The 16,455-nt window shown below is 64.9% G+C and carries 24 protein-coding genes; 10 read left to right on the top strand and 14 right to left on the bottom strand.

Annotated features, from left to right (window positions below; all coding sequences use genetic code 11):
• Positions 1–62: 62 nt before the first annotated feature.
• Positions 63–1,172 carry a tyrosine-type recombinase/integrase gene (locus SFHG_RS08755; protein ID WP_042436438.1) on the bottom strand — a complete coding sequence of 370 codons (1,110 nt, stop codon included), beginning with the start codon at positions 1,170–1,172 and terminating at the stop codon, positions 63–65.
• A 447-nt stretch (positions 1,173–1,619) separates the two neighbouring features.
• On the opposite strand from SFHG_RS08755, the gene SFHG_RS10680 reads away from it, so the two are divergent.
• From SFHG_RS10680 to SFHG_RS10230, 10 genes are all read left to right on the top strand, one after another.
• Positions 1,620–2,810, top strand: a complete 1,191-nt coding sequence (locus SFHG_RS10680; protein ID WP_042436435.1) for a helix-turn-helix domain-containing protein — start codon at positions 1,620–1,622, stop codon at positions 2,808–2,810.
• Positions 2,798–3,454, top strand: a complete 657-nt coding sequence (locus tag SFHG_RS08745) for a hypothetical protein (RefSeq protein ID WP_042436433.1) — start codon at positions 2,798–2,800, stop codon at positions 3,452–3,454. Before SFHG_RS10680 ends, SFHG_RS08745 begins: the two co-directional genes overlap by 13 nt.
• Before the next feature lie 106 nt (positions 3,455–3,560).
• The gene (locus SFHG_RS08740; RefSeq protein ID WP_042436430.1) at positions 3,561–4,310 is read left to right on the top strand and encodes a ParA family protein; all 750 of its coding nucleotides are present in this window, start codon (positions 3,561–3,563) and stop codon (positions 4,308–4,310) included.
• The gene (locus tag SFHG_RS10240; protein ID WP_162096587.1) at positions 4,310–5,248 is read left to right on the top strand and encodes a ParB N-terminal domain-containing protein; all 939 of its coding nucleotides are present in this window, start codon (positions 4,310–4,312) and stop codon (positions 5,246–5,248) included. Before SFHG_RS08740 ends, SFHG_RS10240 begins: the two co-directional genes overlap by 1 nt.
• Before the next feature lie 264 nt (positions 5,249–5,512).
• Entirely contained in the window at positions 5,513–5,872 is a 360-nt protein-coding gene (locus SFHG_RS08730) for a hypothetical protein (RefSeq protein ID WP_042436428.1), read from the top strand.
• The gene (locus SFHG_RS08725) at positions 5,869–6,225 is read left to right on the top strand and encodes a hypothetical protein (RefSeq protein WP_042436427.1); all 357 of its coding nucleotides are present in this window, start codon (positions 5,869–5,871) and stop codon (positions 6,223–6,225) included. Before SFHG_RS08730 ends, SFHG_RS08725 begins: the two co-directional genes overlap by 4 nt.
• 158 nt (positions 6,226–6,383) lie before the next feature.
• A complete protein-coding gene (locus tag SFHG_RS08720; RefSeq protein WP_042436425.1) occupies positions 6,384–6,917 on the top strand; it encodes a hypothetical protein in 534 nt (177 codons plus the stop codon).
• A 29-nt stretch (positions 6,918–6,946) separates the two neighbouring features.
• Positions 6,947–7,267: a hypothetical protein gene (locus SFHG_RS10235; RefSeq protein WP_052297905.1), complete on the top strand. Its 321-nt coding sequence runs from the start codon at positions 6,947–6,949 to the stop codon at positions 7,265–7,267.
• Positions 7,268–7,390: 123 nt separating this feature from the next.
• The gene (locus SFHG_RS08710; RefSeq protein WP_052297904.1) at positions 7,391–9,100 is read left to right on the top strand and encodes a RecQ family ATP-dependent DNA helicase; all 1,710 of its coding nucleotides are present in this window, start codon (positions 7,391–7,393) and stop codon (positions 9,098–9,100) included.
• A gap of 130 nt (positions 9,101–9,230) precedes the next feature.
• Positions 9,231–9,899, top strand: a complete 669-nt coding sequence (locus SFHG_RS10230; RefSeq protein WP_052297903.1) for a hypothetical protein — start codon at positions 9,231–9,233, stop codon at positions 9,897–9,899.
• Between the two features lie 216 nt (positions 9,900–10,115).
• Here the strand turns inward: SFHG_RS10230 and SFHG_RS11150 are convergent, their stop codons facing one another.
• The 13 genes from SFHG_RS11150 to SFHG_RS08640 form a co-directional block, all read right to left on the bottom strand.
• Positions 10,116–10,628: a hypothetical protein gene (locus tag SFHG_RS11150; RefSeq protein ID WP_238318319.1), complete on the bottom strand. Its 513-nt coding sequence runs from the start codon at positions 10,626–10,628 to the stop codon at positions 10,116–10,118.
• A gap of 124 nt (positions 10,629–10,752) precedes the next feature.
• Positions 10,753–11,142 (bottom strand): YraN family protein, encoded by a 390-nt coding sequence (locus SFHG_RS08690; RefSeq protein WP_042436419.1) that lies wholly within the window; start codon positions 11,140–11,142, stop codon positions 10,753–10,755.
• 116 nt (positions 11,143–11,258) lie between these two features.
• The gene (locus SFHG_RS08685; RefSeq protein ID WP_052297902.1) at positions 11,259–11,483 is read right to left on the bottom strand and encodes a hypothetical protein; all 225 of its coding nucleotides are present in this window, start codon (positions 11,481–11,483) and stop codon (positions 11,259–11,261) included.
• On the bottom strand, positions 11,484–11,723 hold the full coding sequence (locus SFHG_RS08680; RefSeq protein ID WP_042436417.1) for a type II toxin-antitoxin system HicA family toxin: 240 nt from the start codon (positions 11,721–11,723) through the stop codon (positions 11,484–11,486).
• Positions 11,724–11,834: 111 nt separating this feature from the next.
• Positions 11,835–12,308 (bottom strand): DUF3846 domain-containing protein, encoded by a 474-nt coding sequence (locus SFHG_RS08675; protein ID WP_042436415.1) that lies wholly within the window; start codon positions 12,306–12,308, stop codon positions 11,835–11,837.
• Positions 12,309–12,434: 126 nt separating this feature from the next.
• On the bottom strand, positions 12,435–12,869 hold the full coding sequence (locus SFHG_RS10225) for a hypothetical protein (RefSeq protein WP_052297901.1): 435 nt from the start codon (positions 12,867–12,869) through the stop codon (positions 12,435–12,437).
• Between the two features lie 128 nt (positions 12,870–12,997).
• Positions 12,998–13,360 (bottom strand): hypothetical protein, encoded by a 363-nt coding sequence (locus SFHG_RS08665; protein WP_042436411.1) that lies wholly within the window; start codon positions 13,358–13,360, stop codon positions 12,998–13,000.
• Positions 13,361–13,371: 11 nt separating this feature from the next.
• Positions 13,372–13,872, bottom strand: a complete 501-nt coding sequence (locus SFHG_RS08660) for a hypothetical protein (RefSeq protein ID WP_148514834.1) — start codon at positions 13,870–13,872, stop codon at positions 13,372–13,374.
• Between the two features lie 116 nt (positions 13,873–13,988).
• Positions 13,989–14,186 (bottom strand): hypothetical protein, encoded by a 198-nt coding sequence (locus SFHG_RS08655; protein WP_042436408.1) that lies wholly within the window; start codon positions 14,184–14,186, stop codon positions 13,989–13,991.
• A gap of 1 nt (position 14,187) precedes the next feature.
• Complete coding sequence (locus SFHG_RS10220; RefSeq protein ID WP_052297900.1) at positions 14,188–14,565, bottom strand: hypothetical protein; 378 nt, start codon at positions 14,563–14,565, stop codon at positions 14,188–14,190.
• Positions 14,566–14,704: 139 nt separating this feature from the next.
• Positions 14,705–15,052 carry a YraN family protein gene (locus SFHG_RS08650; RefSeq protein WP_042436406.1) on the bottom strand — a complete coding sequence of 116 codons (348 nt, stop codon included), beginning with the start codon at positions 15,050–15,052 and terminating at the stop codon, positions 14,705–14,707.
• Positions 15,053–15,173: 121 nt separating this feature from the next.
• Entirely contained in the window at positions 15,174–15,881 is a 708-nt protein-coding gene (locus SFHG_RS08645; RefSeq protein WP_052297899.1) for an antirestriction protein ArdA, read from the bottom strand.
• Between the two features lie 135 nt (positions 15,882–16,016).
• Positions 16,017–16,220, bottom strand: a complete 204-nt coding sequence (locus SFHG_RS08640; protein WP_042436404.1) for a hypothetical protein — start codon at positions 16,218–16,220, stop codon at positions 16,017–16,019.
• Positions 16,221–16,455 lie beyond the last annotated feature (235 nt).

The following is a 16,455-nucleotide window of genomic DNA, read 5'->3' as shown; positions in this document are numbered from 1 at the left end:
CATTGTTCTTTCGAGACGGAATGCTGTACATGCCCAGCATTCCGTCTCGATGGCCGAACGATTTAAGCAGCTCGCCCGTCTTGTTCCGCAGGCTTCTTGCCGAGAAAGACCGCTTCATCGAGCCTGCGTGCTGCGGGCATGTTCGACTCGTCGATAAGATGGCCGTAGGTGTCGACGGTGGTCTTGACGGACCTATGGCCCAGCATCCGCTGAATATACTTTAAGGACTCTCTGTTTGCAATGAGTATGCTCGCATAGGTGTGCCGCAGGTCGTGCAGCCTGATTTTCGGGAGTCCTGCCGCTTCTAATGCCGGTTGAAGTGTGATTTTGTTCCCGACGAAGGAGGTCGGGGGGTTGCCGTACCGGGACGGGAACAAGATCCCGGTTTGCGTTTTCAGGCGAAGCGGGGAGTCGACCCATGCGCGCAGCTCGCGCTCCAAAGAGGGGGGCATGTCGATGTCCCTGATAGCGGAAGCCGTCTTCGGCGTGTCGTACTTCCCGGCGTAGACAGACCTCCTGACGCGTATCTTGTGCTCCGTGAAGTCAACGTCTCTCTCGAACAGCCCCGCGAGCTCTCCGCACCTCATGCCGGTGAGCCCCGCGGTCATCAGGTACGGACGCCATGCGGGGTTGGCGTGCTCGAAGAGTGACTTGAGCTCCACCGGCCTTAGAAACGAGATGCTGTTCACGTTCCTGGCCTTGATCTTGACGAGGTAGCCTGGGTTGTAGGAGGCGTATCTCCAGGTGATCGCCGTGTTCATGAACTGCCGAAACGTGTTGATCTCCCTAAGCGTCTTGCCCGAAGACGCCCCGTTGTCGATGATCCTCTCGGCGATGAAGGAGTCGAGGTCGCGAGCCGAGATCTCGCAGACGTAGGCGTCCTTGAAAAACGGCACGAGGTGAGCCCTCAAGTCGCTTGTCATGTTGACCACGGTCGACGGCTTGTAGGCGGTGGGCAGCACGCGCGCTATGTACTCTTCCGCGGCTTGCTCGAAAAGAACCGCCTCGCAGTCGTGCTTGCGAGCCAGCTCCACCTCCATCTTCCGCCTCTCGAGGAAGATCCTCGCCTCGCTTTCCTGCGTGGAAACGCTCTTTGACCTGGTTTTCCCTTCGGAATCCACCCAAATCGCGTACCACATCTTCCCTCTTCGGGTCACATAGCCCTGAGCCATATCCACCGCCTGCCTTTCGTGATCGGTTTTGCCGGGAGGCGCTCGGCGCCCCTGGTCGACAAGATAGGGCATGCGGCGGGAAGGCCATGGGTTTTGAGAGCAAAGCTCTCGAGAGGCAAAACAACCTATCATAGCTGACGATGGTTCGATATGCAACATTTTGATGCAGGGCAGGTCGATTTCGATGATTTGCCAAAAAACGGGGAAATGAAAGAGTGAGAGCCGGGCGTTTACCAAGGACGCCCGGCTCTCAGATGCTTCGCGGCTTACCGACGCCGCGGGGTTCCGCGGGGAATGCCTCGCGGTCGGAGCGTACAACGAAATATCCACCACAAAGAAAGGATGTACGCTAATGTGCATTCTATCGCGAAGCGCGCTCTTTTTCCACCCCGAAACGGGGTTTCAGAAGCTCTCGCCACAGCCTGCCCACAAAGAAGGGGGCGTGCGATGAGCGACACCCTCGTGATGCCGACCCTGCTGTCGCAGGGATACGGCCAGATCGCCAAGATGGTCACCGTCGACGAGCGGATGACCTGCGAAGCCAAGTGCATCTACGCGCTTCTCGCCTCGTTCTCCGGCGGCGGCACCACCGCCTTCCCCTCGATCGATTTCCAATGCCGCGTGCTCCATATCTGTCGCGAGCGCTACTACAAGCACAGGCGCTTCCTCACGGCCTTGGGCTACCTCACAGTCAGCCAAGGCAAAGACGGGGGGAAGTTGTCGAACAACCGCTACGCGCTATCGTTCGCGCCGAAGCCCGACCCTGCCGAGCTCGCTAAGCTCAAAGAGGAGTGGGGGCCGAAGCTGAACAAGTACATATCGCCTGCGCTGCTCGAGTCTTTAGGCGCGTGCGAGGTTCCTCGGGAGGCCGATCCTGCCCGGGTTGGCGGCGAAAACGACTTTTCGCAAAACCCCAGGTCAGCGCCCGCAGTCGGAAAACCAGACCACGGGGCTGACCTGGACAAACAACAAAACCCCAGGTCAGCCCCGCAGTCGGAATTTCCGACTACGGAAAATCCGACCACTATTATTAACAGTGTAATTATTGGGGAAAAACAAGCCTGCCGGCCTGTTTTTCCCGCGCCCCCCGGCGCGGGCAAGCCCGCAGCCGAGAGCCGCCGCGCGCCGTCGAAGGCCGGCGGGCAGGCGGAACGCCGAGAGAAGGACCGTCACGAGCCCGAGGGCTTCGACGAGCTCGCCGCGTCATGGCCCAAGCCGGTGCGAGACCGGGAAGGCGCCGCGGAGGCCTACGCCGCCGCGCTGGCCTCCGGGCTCGACCCGGCCGGCATAAAGCGGGCCGCGGAGCGCTACTTCAAGGCCTATCGAGCCGAGCATCCCGAGGGGGAGATCCGATACGTCAAGCAGCTAGGCCCATGGCTTCTGGCCCAAGACGGGCTCGGCTTCTACGCGAGGCGCCCGAAGGCGAAGCGCGGGCGCCCTTGCAAGCCCGCGCCGTCTGGCGGCGGGGCCGATCGCAACCGCGCAAGGTCCGTGAAGCTGGCGGAGCTGTCGGCCTGCGAGCTGAGGGCCCGCCTGGCGGGAGACGAGGAGGCGGCGGACAGGGCGGCAGCCCAGCGAGAGGCGCTTCTGGCTGAGATCGAGCAGGAGGGGAAGGGGGGCGCGCCATGCAGGTGCTGAGGGACCTCACGGGCGGCTCTCGCGGAAGCTACGTCGAGTGCGAGCTCTGCGAAAGGCGCTACCTGCTGCCGCTGGGATGGGCCGGGACGTGCCCGAGATGCGGCGGAGGCCTCGTCGGCATGGGCCCGGGCGGGGAGGCCGTCGTGGCCGACTCGTCGGAGGTGATCGAGTCCGACCGCTCCGTCACCAGGGTGGTGCGAGAGCGGTCGGGCGCGCTCGGCGCGGCGCAGAGGCTTATGGACATGCGCTACCACCCGGTGCCGGGCCGCAAGGGGCGCTACGAGAAGGTCATGACCGGAGGGTGGACGCTCGCGCTCGACGTCGGGCGCGGCTCAAGCGGCCTGACGGCCAGGGACATCAAGGGGCGGGCCTGCGCCAAGGCGAAGGTGCGCACCGTCACCGACGTGGCCGTGGAGGAGCGCCGCATAGCCGAGAGGCTCGAGCAGCGAAGAGGCCGGATGCTCGAGTGGGCGCAGCGCAACGGCGCCCTGGCGTCCTACAGCGTCCACGGATGGTCCCTTTGGTTCAAGGCCGCGAAGGAAAGCGCGACAGACACCCTCCCGGAGGGAGGCCCCTACGCGCTGACGATGGACGGCGAGACGTGGGTGATGAGCCCCATCGACGAAAGCGTGGAGAAGATGTAAAGACATTGCACTGCGTGCGCCCAGGCACACGCAGTGCGCAAATTCGTGGTATAGTCGGGGCAAGGAATCGGCGGCCCTGCGGAGAAGGGCCGGGAAGGAGGCCGGGATGGCGGTCATCATGGCAAGCAACGAGAAAGGCGGCGTCGGGAAGTCGAGCGTGCTGATGGGCCTCGCCGCGGTCTTCGCCGCGCGCGGCAAGGGCGTGTGCGTGGTCGAGCTGGACAGGCAGGGGTCGATCAGCGGCTGGCTCTCGGGCCCTGACGGCGTCCGCCTCTCGGTGGAGGCCCGCAAGAGCGGGGCGACGGTGTCGGCGGCACTTTCCGACCCGGCGTCGGCCCTCGGCTACGTCCTGCCCACCAAGGAAGGGTTCTTCGTCCTTCCGGCCGACCGGAAGCTGTCGCGCGCAGGCGGGGAAGAGCTCCGCGCCCTCGTGAGCGAGCTCGAGGGGAGCTTCGACTACGTGATGCTGGATTTGCGCCGCGACGTCGAGGAGTCGCTCGAGAGCGTCGAGGGGCTCGAGGCCAAGGCCATCGTGCCGATGCTCGCCGACGCCGAGACCCTCACCGGCGTGAAGAAGGTCGTGGACGACCTCGACGGGAAATGCGACTTCAAGCTCGTTTTCAACCGCATCCGGGCGAACAGCGTGCGCGACTGGCTTTGCCGGGAATCGGTCAAGCGCGACGTGCCGACCGTTCCCGTGTTCGAGTCCTGCGTGCACGACTCGTGCAAAGTGGGAGAGGCCACCTACGACGGGATGACGGTCGTGGGATACGACAAGCGCAACAGGGCGTCCCGCGATCTGGCGGCATTGGCCGACGAGGTCGAGGCGTGGTGCGCCGGGACGGGGGCGGCGTGATGGCCCGCAGCAAAAAAGACCTGCTCGCGTCCTTCAAGGCGGGCACCGACACGGACGCGCTCGCCACTGCGGCCCAAAGCGACGTCGCGTTCCGGATGCTGCGGCTGGCCGACCTGAGCCCTCATCCCGACAACCGCCCGATCGACCGCGCCTTCGTAGAGGAGCTCGCCGCCAGCATCGAGTCCGACGGCCTCGGCAACCCGATCTGCGTCCGCCCGCTGCCCGAAGGAGGCTACCAGGTGGTCAGCGGCCACCACCGCGTCGAGGCGAAGCGGCTGCTGGCGGCCAGGCACCCGGACGACCCGCGGCACAAGGTCATAGAGGCCGTGGTGCGGGAGATGGGGGATGCGGACGCCGAGGCCATGCTCCTCGCGACGAACGTGTACGTCAACGCGATCTCCGGCGAGGAGCGCCAGAGATCGCTCGAGCGCCTCGGCCGGGCGGTCGACAAGATGCGCGCCGACGACCCGGCCCGCTACCGCGGGGTGCGGTCCGCGAAGATCATCGCGGACAAGGTGTCCGAGTCCGGCGGCAAGGTCTCCGAGCGCACCGTGTACCGCGACCTGGCCGCCGCGAGGGCCCGAAAGGAGGCGCTCGAGGCGCAGGGCGGCCTCGACCCGAAGATGGCCGAGCTGGCGCATCGCGGGGCGGCCAGGCCGGCCGACGTGATAGCGGCGTCGAAGCTGCCCGCAGCGGCGCAGCGCGCGGCGGCCGACGCCTATGCCGAGGGAGGCGCCGAGTCCATGCGCCGCGCCCTTGCGCAAGCGGATCCGGCCGTGCGCGCCAAGGAGGCCGCGAGGATCGCGCGCCGGGCGATCAGGGCGTTGAAAGAGCTCGAGGGGCCTGCTGCGGCGGGCAGCCTCGACAGAGCCGACGCCGAGGCTATCGGAAGGGCCGCCAGCAACGTGCTGCGGGCGCTCGAGAAGAGCCCTTCGTGACCGGCCGGCACAGCCCCGACGCGCAGCGCGGGGCGGTCGCGCGGCAGCGCCGTCAGGGAAGATGACGCGCGCTGCCGCCCGTGCGGAGCAAAGCTCGCCGAGGAGGGACTTGAGGCGCGACGACGGCCTCGGACGCTTTGCGGGACCCGCCCTCGCGCGCCGGTCGATGCGGCCGGGAGCGCATCTGATGGCCATCGGCCGGTGCGGGCGGCGCGTTCCCGACGCGTCGAGGCCGTCGTGGGCGGCGGAGAGAGGAGGAAAGCCATGAGAACGGGGAAGGACCCGCGGACGTATCGTCCCGAGCGAGCCTCCAGCGCGCCCGCCGCCTCGTTCCGCGACGATAGGCGGGCCGCGCGCCGCCTGCTCGCCGAGTCGACCTTCACGACCCGCAGGCTGCGGCGGGGAGTGGCATACGACGTGGACGAGGTCGACGTGGCCCTCGAGGCTCTGTCGAGGCTTTGGACCCCGTTCGCCCAGAAGGCCCGCGGCGTCTCCTTCTCGTCCCGCCGCGCCCGCGGCTTCGACGGCTACGCGTGCGAAGAGGTGGACGCGTTTCTCGACGGGCTGCTAGACGAGCTCGATCAAGAGGGCGAGGAGGACGCGAATAGGAAGGATGATCGATGATTTCGACGACGGAACTGGAGCAAGAGATAGCGCGCAGGGAGTCGAGGCTCGTGGAGGGCGAAAAGTTTCGCCGGGCGGCCCCCGTAGTCGGCATGGTGCTCGCGTTCGCGGCGATCGTGGTCGAGTTCGCGGCGCTGCTGGCCTCGGCTTCCATGGAAGAGGCCATCAGGGCGCCCGTCTCGGCGGCGACGTTCCTGGCGGGTACCTTTGGATTGGGGCTCGTGCTGCTGGGGGTGCTCCCGCACCAGGTCACGCTCGACATGCGCCGCGACCTCGCCCTCGAGCAGCTCGCCGAGAAGGCGGGCGAGGGGCGAGATGGACAAGGCATGTACAATATCGGGCATGTAGAATAAGCGGTTGGAGATACCGCTTCGCAGAGGGATCCGCCGCGGAGCGGGCCGCGGGAGCCTATCGGGCCGGCGCATCCCCTAGTGGGCTTATGCCGGCCCGGCGCCCGCTTCCCGCCGATGCGGACAACGCTTCGATAAAACAGGTCACTAGGAGGCCGGACATGGCACACACGCCGTACGAGAACGGGCTGGGTTTCATCGGGCCCATGGCGCTCGAGGAAGACATCGGCTGCACGAGGAACACCGCGCGCAAGCTCATCTTCTCCACGGGGAAGGCGGTGGAGGACGAGACCTGCCCCTGCTGCGGCCGCATCATGCAAGGATGCTGGCTGCCGGCAGAGGCGGCCGTGGACTTGCTGTCCGACCCGACGCTCGACGCGAGGTTCAAGCCGGCTTCGGGGAAGCGGCTGGTCGACAGGCTGTACAGGCCGAGCCGCCCGGCCTCGCTCCCGCAGCCCCCGGAGGGCGATCCCGAGCTCGACGCCCTCGTTAGGAAGACCGAGGCCCGCGCCCGCCTGGCCGGCCGCGGAAGGGAGGCTCGCCTGGCCGCCGCCCTGGCGTGCGCCGCCGAGTCCGATGCGGCCGCGGCGCGGCTGGAGTGGGTCGAGCGAGCCGTGGCGGCGCTGCCGGAGGACGACCCGGAGTCGCTGGCGGCGAAGGTGGCGGAGCTGAAGGCGGCCTTGGGATGCGCCTAAAGGGATTCTGAGGAAAGGAGTCGGCGGCTATGGTCCGCATAACGATTGCGTTCGCGGCGATCGCGGCGGCCGTGACGGTCTCATCCGCGCTCGCGGCGGCAGGGCTCGCGACCGCCGTCGCCCGGCGGCAAGGCGCAAAAGCCGGGGGAAGCCTGTTCGGCGAACCCCGGAAGGCCTTCGCGAACGTCTTGACGCTCGAGGGCTTCGGGCTGCTCGCGTTCGGCGCGGGGATGGCGTCCTGCGGCGTCCGCTACCAGGCGCTCGCCGCCATCGCGGTAGGAGCGGCGGCCGTCGGCGCGGGTTTTGCGGCGAAGGCGCTTTTCGACGGCAGGACCCGCGGCCGGCGTTGATCCCGGTCGAATCGGGCCGCCGAAGGAGACGCGCGGCAAACGCGGCCATGGAAGGCCGCGAGCATCTACCCTTGCTGGGTAACGGCCGATTACCGGCTGCCAGACGATCAGGAAGGCTTTGTCATGGGCAAGAGGATGCCGGTGTCCCAAGCCGCGAATGAGCACAAGGCGCTTTCGGCGCGGATCGGCGCAAGCGAACAGGCCATCGCCGACGCAGGCGCCGACCTGGCGTCCTACGAGGACGCCCTGGCCGTTCTTCGCGGCCCCTTCGGGCTCGAGGACTTCCGCCCCGGTCAGCGCGACGCCGTGCGCGAAATCATGGACGGCCGCGACGTGCTCGCCATCATGCCCACCGGCGGCGGCAAGTCGGTCGTCTACCAGGTGCCGGCCATCGCCATGGGCGGGATGTCCATCTGCGTGAGCCCTTTGATTTCGCTCATGAAAGACCAGGTCGACCAGCTAAAGGCCCTCGGCCTGCGGCCGGCCTACCTCAACAGCTCGCTCAACCCGCGCCAGCAGCAGATCGTGCTCGAGAGGGCGGCGGCCGGTGCCTACCAGATAATGTACGTCGCACCCGAGAGGCTCGACAACCCGGCCTTCCTCAGGATGCTGGGCAGCGTGCACGTGCCGCTCGTGGCGGTCGACGAGGCGCACTGCGTGTCGTCGTGGGGCCGAGACTTCCGCCCCGACTACACGAGGATCGGCGCGTTCCTCGACCACCTGCCGAACCGCCCCGCGGTCGTCGCCCTGACGGCCACCGCCACCAGGGCCGTCCAACAAGACGTCGTCTCCATGCTCGGCCTCCGCGACCCGGCGAAGGTCGTCTCCGGGTTCGACCGCCCCAACATATCGCTGTCCGTAACCAAGATCGGCGACGATGGGAAGCCTGCCTGGGCGGTCTCCTATGCGAAGGCCCGCGAAGAGCAGTGCGGGATCTTCTATGCCATGTCCAGGAAGGGAGTGGAGTCGCTGTGCGCCGAGCTTAGGCGCGCGGGCGTTTCCGCGGTGCGCTACCACGCCGGGCTCGACGAGCGGGAGAAGGCCGCCAACCAGGACGCCTTCGCAAAAGGCGAGGCCCGGGTGATGGTGGCGACCACGGCCTTCGGCATGGGGGTGAACAAGCGCGACGTGCGCTACGTCGTCAACTACAACATGCCGATGTCGGTCGAGGACTACTACCAGCAGGCCGGGCGCGCCGGCCGCGACGGGCTGCCGTCCGAGTCGGTCCTGCTTTGGAACAAGGACGACGTGGACCTGGCGATGTTCCTTGCGAGCAGGACGGCCGACGTCCCCGGTATCCCGCCTGAGCAGGCCGAGGAGGCCGCAAAGGAGAAGAAGCGCCTTGTCAGGAAGATGAGGGAGTACTGCAGGCTCCAGGGCTGCCGCCGCGACTACATCCTGAGGTACTTCGGCGAGAGCGTGCAGGGCGCTGGGCCGTGCGGCCATTGCGACTTTTGCGCGGGGCTTGCCCGAAAAGAGGCGGCCGCCCATACGCCGCCCCGCCGCCCCGACCGCGCCGACGCCGCCGGAAAGCCGGCGGCGCAGCTTACCCCTGCGCGCCGAGAGCAGGTGGAGAAGGCGCTGAAGTCGTGCATCGAGGCCCTCGGAAACGATGCCCGCGCTCCGCTGGTGCTCGCCATGGCGCTCGGCAGGAAGTCCCCCTACCTCGCCCAGAGAGGGCTTTACCGCGCCTCGGGGTTCGGAGCGGCGAGGTGCTCGAGGCAGCAGGCCAAGGCGGTCCTGGAGGGGATGCTGGGCAACGGTGCGGTCGTGCACCCCGGCGGCGACAAGAAGAAGCTGGCGGTCTCGAAGAGAAAAGGGCATGCAGGGTAAAGGGTTGAAGGTTTTCTGAATCGCAAGCCATGTTACATACAGGGGTTTTGTTGAACCGATGGTTGGAATCTAACGAAAACATCTATGAAAGACCGCGGCGACGGGAAGTCGCGGAAAGAGAGGATGCCGGATGCAGATGCCTGGCAAATGGGAAGACCCGTACGTGTTCGTCGAAGACTTTTACGCTCATTTCGCCGGGAAGAGGCGCAGAACGATGTACGACGCCGCGCAGACCATGAGTGGGCTGTTCGGGCTCGACTTCGGCTCCCCGGGAATCCGAATCGGCAGGCGGACGAAGGTCAGCTACCAGACGCTCAGGGCGTGGCTCGAGGCGGCCGGGGACGAGGACGAATGGGCCTTCGACGACCTGCTTCCACACGATCCGGCAATGTTGCCGTGGGGGTTCGCGGAGTGGTTTGCCGAGGGTTTGGACGCCTCGCTCGATATCGCTGAGCGCAGGGCTGAGGAGTTCGCCGATTTCGCGACAGGCGCGATCGGCCGTGAAGGGCTTCGCATCTGCCCCTACCCCGAACCCGATCTGCATGCGCTTATCCGGATGCGCGAAAGGCTGCCGGGGTTTGAAGCCGCCCTTCTCGCCAGGCTTGAGCTTGACCTGTCCGCGGATAACATCATGGTCGAATCGCGGATAGGCAGGCTGAACATGGTCACGGGTATTTTGGGATACGGGGAGGCCAAAAGGGTTAGAGAAAGGCGGATGGAGCATTTCACGAAATGGATCGCGAATGCTCAACGGCGGCTTTCCTCTGAAGAGAAAGCGCTGATATTTGAGGATCGATAGAGAGGAGCGCTACATGCCTCCCGGTAAAGCGGCGGCCTTTTTCGGGGTTGCCGGCAGCCGGCGGGTAAACACCTGGCATCGCCGCGGCATATGGCCTAGCGCTGACACGCCTTGCATAAGATGGGTAGATACGAAAATAGAGCCCGGCCTCTTGATGGAGGTCGGGCTCTGCGCCTTTTCGATCTGGGATAGACTGTTAACCGCAGCTGCGCCGCATCAGCAGAAGCCGTCCTCGTCGGCTACGGTGTAGAACGCGTACTCCGGCTCGATCGACGGGTCGTCGTACGCCTCCTCGATCTGTCCGACGGACATCTCCGCGACGTCGGCCTCCGTGAACGTCCCGTTGTCGGCGAGCATCCACGCCTTCCTGCGCCATTCGGGCTTCCCGTCCCAGTAGGACTCGAAGTCGGCCTCGGAGACGTAGCTGCCCATGTCGTCGAGGCGGTAGACGCCCTCGTTGGGCTCGAAGGCCCTTCTGACGAGCGGGCGGAGGGCGCGCTCGGCGTCGGCCAGGATCGACCTGATCGCCGTCGCGCCGATCGGCCGGCCGGTCTCGGCCCGGTACATCTCGACGGCATCCAGGAGGTCGTCGGTGTAGTGGCCCTGCGCCCAGTCGCCGGCCTGCTTGTCGTAGCGGTAGCATACGCAGTAGCGCTGGACCGCCTCGGGGCAGGTGTAGACGAGCGCCCATCCGGTCCGCTCGTCGTGCTCGAGCAACGTGTGCTTCATGTTCTGCTTCCTTTCGCCATGGTGCGTTTGAGTGTCGTTCGGCGAAAGGCCCGCCCAGGCTTTGCGCCCGGGGAGCCTTTCGCCGGCTCCCCGGTATTGCCCGCCGGGTCTCGAGGGTGTGCGCCTAACAGGCGGGTTCGACGCCGCCGGCGCCGATGTAGTGCCTGATCGTGGCGTGGTCGCGGTCGAGGATCCTGAAGCGCAGGCAATCGATCCTGCATGCGCTCCTCTCGACGTCGAAGCGCTCGCAGAAAAGCTTCGCCGCCCGGACCAGGCGGTCCGCGGCGGCCTCAACCTCCGCAAACTCGCCGCCTCCTGCGGCCACGTCCACGAGCACCGCGACGTCGCCGTCCTTCGCGACGATGTCGACCCTCTCGCCTCCGCAGCGCCAGTCCCTCGCGAGGATCTCATAGCCCCGCGAGGCAAGGTACCTCTCCGCGATCTCCTTCACCATCGGCTCGGTCGTCATGGCCGCCCTGGCCATCCGGTCCCCGGTCTTCAGGTCGTCTGCCATCTTCGTTCCTTTCCTAGATGTGTTTTTGCAAATAGAAAAGGCTCCCCGGGTCGCATCGACCAGGGGAGCCTTGTGGACTCCCCTGGTTTCGCTTCCCGGGGTAGGGAAGAGCTTATTTAAGCCAAGACGAGGATTCTCGGGTTGGCCGGCACGCCGGCCTCGTCGCAGCCCTCGATGTAATCGTCGACTGCGTCGCGAAACGCTTGCTCGACGCCTTCGAGCGTGTCGGATTCGTACTCCGCCAGCCCTTCGACGCCGTCGACGGTTCCGTAGATCAGCTTGTCTTCGATGTCGTATTTCGGCGTCGAGGAGAAGCCTTTGTAGACCAGCTTTTCGAACATCTAAAGCTCCTTTCTTACGGCTTCGATTATCGCATCCAGCACATATGGCTTCAACGACTTCGAACCGTTGTGCGGCACATGATAGGCAATGGGAGGCTTTCCTGGTTTTACAAATTTGATGCCGGAGCCCCTTCCTTGCCTGCATGTATAGCCCAGTGCCTCGAGAAGCTGTCTCGCTTCCCTGTGCGTCAGGCGTCTGCCCGACAAGAGAGCGCCGATCAGCTTCGCCGTCTGCGTCATAGCGCTTCCTTTCCTAGATGGTTTGCAAATAGAAAAGGCTCCCCGGGTCGCATCGACCAAGGGAGCCTTGATTAGCTCCCCTGGTTTCGCTTCCCGGGTCAGGAAGGCTGTCTACATCGAGGCCAGGCTCTCCGCCAGCCTTCTCAGGAGGAGCGCCTCCAGGCCCGATCCCGGGCCCATCGGGGCGCCGTCTCCGAAGTCGCGCATGACGGCCTCGAGCTCTTCGGGCTCGAGATCCCTGTCTGCTCCGGTGTCCGGGTCGTAGCCGACGGCCACGATCGGACCGAACAGCACCGTGTACAGGTCGCCCTCGCGGACGGCTCTGCAAGAGGTGGGCGCCATCATGGACAGATAGCGCATCTCCTGCATGCGTTCGTTGGCGTAGACGGCTCTGTTGGGGTGCTGGCCCTCGGCTATGCCGTTGTCGTTGACGTAGAGCGTGATGCTGGCGCCGTACAGGGCGTTGAAAGGCTCCACGAACCCTCCTTCGACGGCCGACCTGATGGCGGCGTAGGCAGAGCCTGCCGAATTGGTCTTCAAGTCGACTTCCCTGACGTCGTCGTAGCTGATGAGCGCTGCTTTCATTTCCTGTTTCCTTTCCTAGATGTGTTTTTGCAAATAGAAAAGGCTCCCCGGGTCGCATCGACCAGAGGAGCCTTGGTTAGCTCCCCTGGTTTTGCTTCCCGGGTCGGGAAGGCGAGATGCCCTGGCCTAAAGGCCGAGAGCCTCGCGGGCCGAGTCCATGGCCTCTTTTCGCACCGTGGCGGAATCGAGCTGCTTGAACAGCGGCCCGCGCCATGCCCTCTCGTGCGCCTTTCGGAGCATCTCCACCAGGGAGAAAGGGCCGTCAACCGGCCCGATCCTCACGGACCAGCTTGCGACGGCGTAACGAGACGGCTTTTCGACCGGCCCCATGTCGAAGACGTTGAGCTTGTCGCCCTCTTTCCTCAGGTGAGCCGGCAGGTATGCCTGGTCGTCGTAGTAGCTCACGAGCACGAGGTGGGCAGGCTTGCGCCCGTCGACCTCGGTCACCCGGAACGTCCAGTACGTCGGCCTCATCTCGTAGGCCGCCAGCGAGACCTTCTCGATCAGCTGGGCGGCTACCTCGTCGGCCTCTGCCTTGATGTAGTCGTTCATTTCGGACATGCCGTTTCCTTTCCGGTCGCCTCGCGGCGACCTGTCTCAGTCGCCGCGATCGCTCGCGGTAAAAAGGGTTTCGCGCAGCAAGGCGCGATGCAAGCAATGCTTGTCAGGACCTGTTGATCCGTCAACCCTTAAATGCGCCAGCTAGGGTAGGGCTCGGAGCTCCTGTACGCGATCTCCCCGCCTTCCCTGTCGAGGCGCTCGAAGCAGAACTCGTCGCAGTTGAACCATTCGACGAAGCTGCCGTCCTCGCACAGCTCGAGCACCGCCTTCGCTTCGTCGGCGAAGCCCCATTGCCGCCGGCCTTCGGGCCAGAACTCGTCCCAGCGATTCTCCGGAATCGGGGCCAGGGCCGTCAGATCGTCTGGCAGCTCGGTCTCGTCGAAGCCGTCGGCATCGTCGCCCACGACTTCCCTGATGGCCTGCTTCTTCTCTGCCAAGCTTCCCTTGTCGATCAGCAGGAGCAAATCGGAATGAGATACGTAGAACCCCATGTCGATCCCTCCTACCAGTTGACGGTGACGACGTAGGTGCCGGTTAGATCTCCCGGTCTTACGCCTACGGCAAGCCCCTGGTCTCCCAGCAGCCTCGCCAGCTCCTCGGCGTGAGTGAGTTTGAGCTTGGGCATCTCCTCGGCCCGCGCGCCGTCCTTGGAATCGACCCACGTCGCGAACGACACGCTGTCCCATCCTTTCTTGGCGTGGTGCTCGATGACCTCCATGTAGAAGGGGAGCGCCTCGGCGATGGTGTTGACCTTGCACTGGGGGTTGGCCAGCGCGTGCATCTCCTCGCCGAAAGTCACCCCGTCGGGCCTCGACGGCCTTGCGCGGGAGAGCGCCTCGTCCCATTCGGAATACCAGCCGCCCTCCTCGGCCTCTCGGCCGATGGCGTCCGCCAGATCGTCGATGACGCCGTCGGCGTCTGCGAACGTGCGGATGCCATCGTTTACGAGCGCCCAGTAGGACCCGATGGCCTCGGCCAGGCTCAATGCTTCTCCTCGTCTCATTTCCTGTTTCCTTTCCTAGATGTTTTACAAATGGAAAAGGCTCCCCGGGTCGCATCGACCAGAGGAGCCTTAGATAGCTCCCCTGGTTTCGCTTCCCGGGTCAGGAAGTGGGTCGGTTAGGCCTCATGCAGCTTGGTCGCCTCGCCGCCTGCCAGCAGCACGGCCCGAGCGGCGAACGCGCGGGTCCGCTCCTCGGCCTCGTCGAGTCCCATGGGGGTCTCGACCCATTCGGCGAGGGCCTGGGTTAGGTCGGCCCAGCTGTCGGCGTTGGTGCCGTAGGGCTCCTCGGCCTCGAGCCGGTACACGGCCGCCATCTCAGACCACCTCCGCGAAAGCGCGGCGGACGATCTCGTCTGACAGGGCCTCGATGCTCTCGGGAATGCCCTCGAGCATCCAGGCGAAGTCGATGACGCGGCCGGCGCCGCCGGGCTTCTCCGTGGGGTTGTAGCGGCCCCAGCAGGCGCCGTCCGGGTCGGTGGCCTGGACCTCGACCGCCCACCAGCTGTCCAAGATCTCGTCGATGTAGCCGGCCTTCTTCCAACGGCGCTGCATCGACCTTTTCTCGAAGCCGCCGGTGCACAGCGTGAACGCTGCGACGATCGTCTCTCCTTTGGCGTTGGGCTCGCCCCAGGTGCGCACGAGGCGCCTTCCGGGGACCCTCCAGTCGTCGGTATAGGGGATCTTCCCTTCCATCTTCCGTATCCTTTCCTAGATGTTTTGCAAATAGAAAAGGCTCCCCGGGTCGCATCGACCAGAGGAGCCTTGATTAGCTCCCCTGGTTTTGCTTCCCGGGTTAGGAAGGCGAGTGTCAAGCCGACGCCCGCAGATGGGCCTACTCCTGAGATACGCCCCTGTAGTGAATCAACCTTACCTCGTTGCCGAAGGCCTGGTTGAACTTGACCCACACGATGTCGAACCTCGGGGAAAGCCCCTCGGGGACCTCGTAGCGCTCCGCGGCCTTGTTCAGCCGTGCTAAGGCGCGGTCCCAGAGGGCATTGTCGGTGCTTTCGGTCGCCACCGCGAAGACGATGTCCCCACCGTCCCTTGCGATGATGTCGGCCCCGCCTCGGGGGCAGCTCCAGCCGCGTTCCAGGATGTCATAGCCTTTGGTCTCGAGGTATCGCGCAACTACCTGTGCCGGGTCGAACTTCATGTCTTTGCAACGCTCGTCCGTCGTCATTTCCTGTTTCCTTTCCTAGATGGTTTTGAATGCAAATAGAAAAGGCTCCCCGGGTCGCATCGACCAGAGGAGCCTTGGTTAGCTCCCCTGGTTTTGCTTCCCGGGTCAGGAAGTGGGCCTGCTAGGCCGCTTGATCGTCCTCGTCGTCGGCTCCGCCCCAGCCGTAGCCCCAGCCGTACTTGCTCTCGAAGTCATCGAGGTCGTACCAGCTGCAGTCCGGACCGTCGACGTTGTGGTCGATGTAGGACCGTTGGCACGCCGTGAGGCCTCTGCTCTCGATCATCTTGCCGTAGCGTTCGACGTCGAAGGCGCTCATGGCGTCGCCGTCGTTGTCGAGGGCGCGCGACAGCTCGTCGTTGTACTGGAGGAACTGCCATCCGAGGTTCTCCTCGGGGCTTTGGCGGTCCACCCAGAGCTGCCCCCACCGGTCCTTCTGCCATGCGAAGTCGAAGTCGTAGCCGTAGATCGGCAGGTCGTCGACCTGTTCGATGATGTTCATAAGCTCGAGGATCGTGGAGGGGTCGTCGACGTGGTCGCACCACGCCTCGACCTTCTCCTCGTCGTCTGCGCTCATGTACTCCATCTGGCTTGCCAGCAGGTTGAGCTCGTCGAGGGACGTCCACTCGACGAACGCCGCCGTGCACCCGAACGGGGTGCCGTCGTAGTCGGAGATGTATATCTCCTCGTGCAGCTCGTCGTAGAGGCGGTGCTCCTCGAGGAAGGCCTTGATCTCGGCCGGCTCCTTGGGAAGCTCGATCCATGCGTCGTGGAGCTCGCCTTCGTTGTAATAGCCATAGTTGCCGATGCAGACGCTGATAGTCCCGCTCATTTCCGTTTCCTTTCCTAGATGGTTTTGAATGCAAATAGAAAAGGCTCCCCGGGTCGCATCGACCAGAGGAGCCTTGATAGCTCCCCTGGTTTGACTTCCCGGGTCTGGAAGTGCCTTGCGGCTTCGTATCGGGGCTTAGCAAAGAAGATATGCAAAGCTGCTAGGGTCGAGTTTGCACTCGGGGCACCCTTGGCATGTGCCGAGGTCGTTGTATATGCAGCCTGATGAGCTGAACTCTTCCACGACCTCGCCTTGAGAGATGACTTTCGCCATATCGCCGTCGACGCGGTAGAGCGTGTCGGGCTTCTGGCTCGAATCGAGTCTGCATTGTGCGGTCATTTTCCGCTCCTTCCCGGCCTCCGCTTCCGCGGCGGCCATAACGATAGGTCGCCGCGTCCGCTTAGGACACGGAAAGGACGGACTGCGTTTGCAGTCTATCCAGATGTCAATGTGCGCTCCTTTACTGGCGTGATGCAGGATGCGCACGGTGCAATCAAATTATACCACTTGGACGCTCGACCAGGGCGTTTCGCTCCATGATCTGCTCGTTCTCGCTGGCGCGGTCGGTCACGGG

Origin of the sequence: Senegalimassilia anaerobia JC110 (assembly GCF_000236865.1) — a bacterium.
GTDB classification, from domain to species: Bacteria; Actinomycetota; Coriobacteriia; order Coriobacteriales; family Eggerthellaceae; genus Senegalimassilia; species Senegalimassilia anaerobia.
This window is presented reverse-complemented; position numbering and strand designations above follow the sequence as displayed.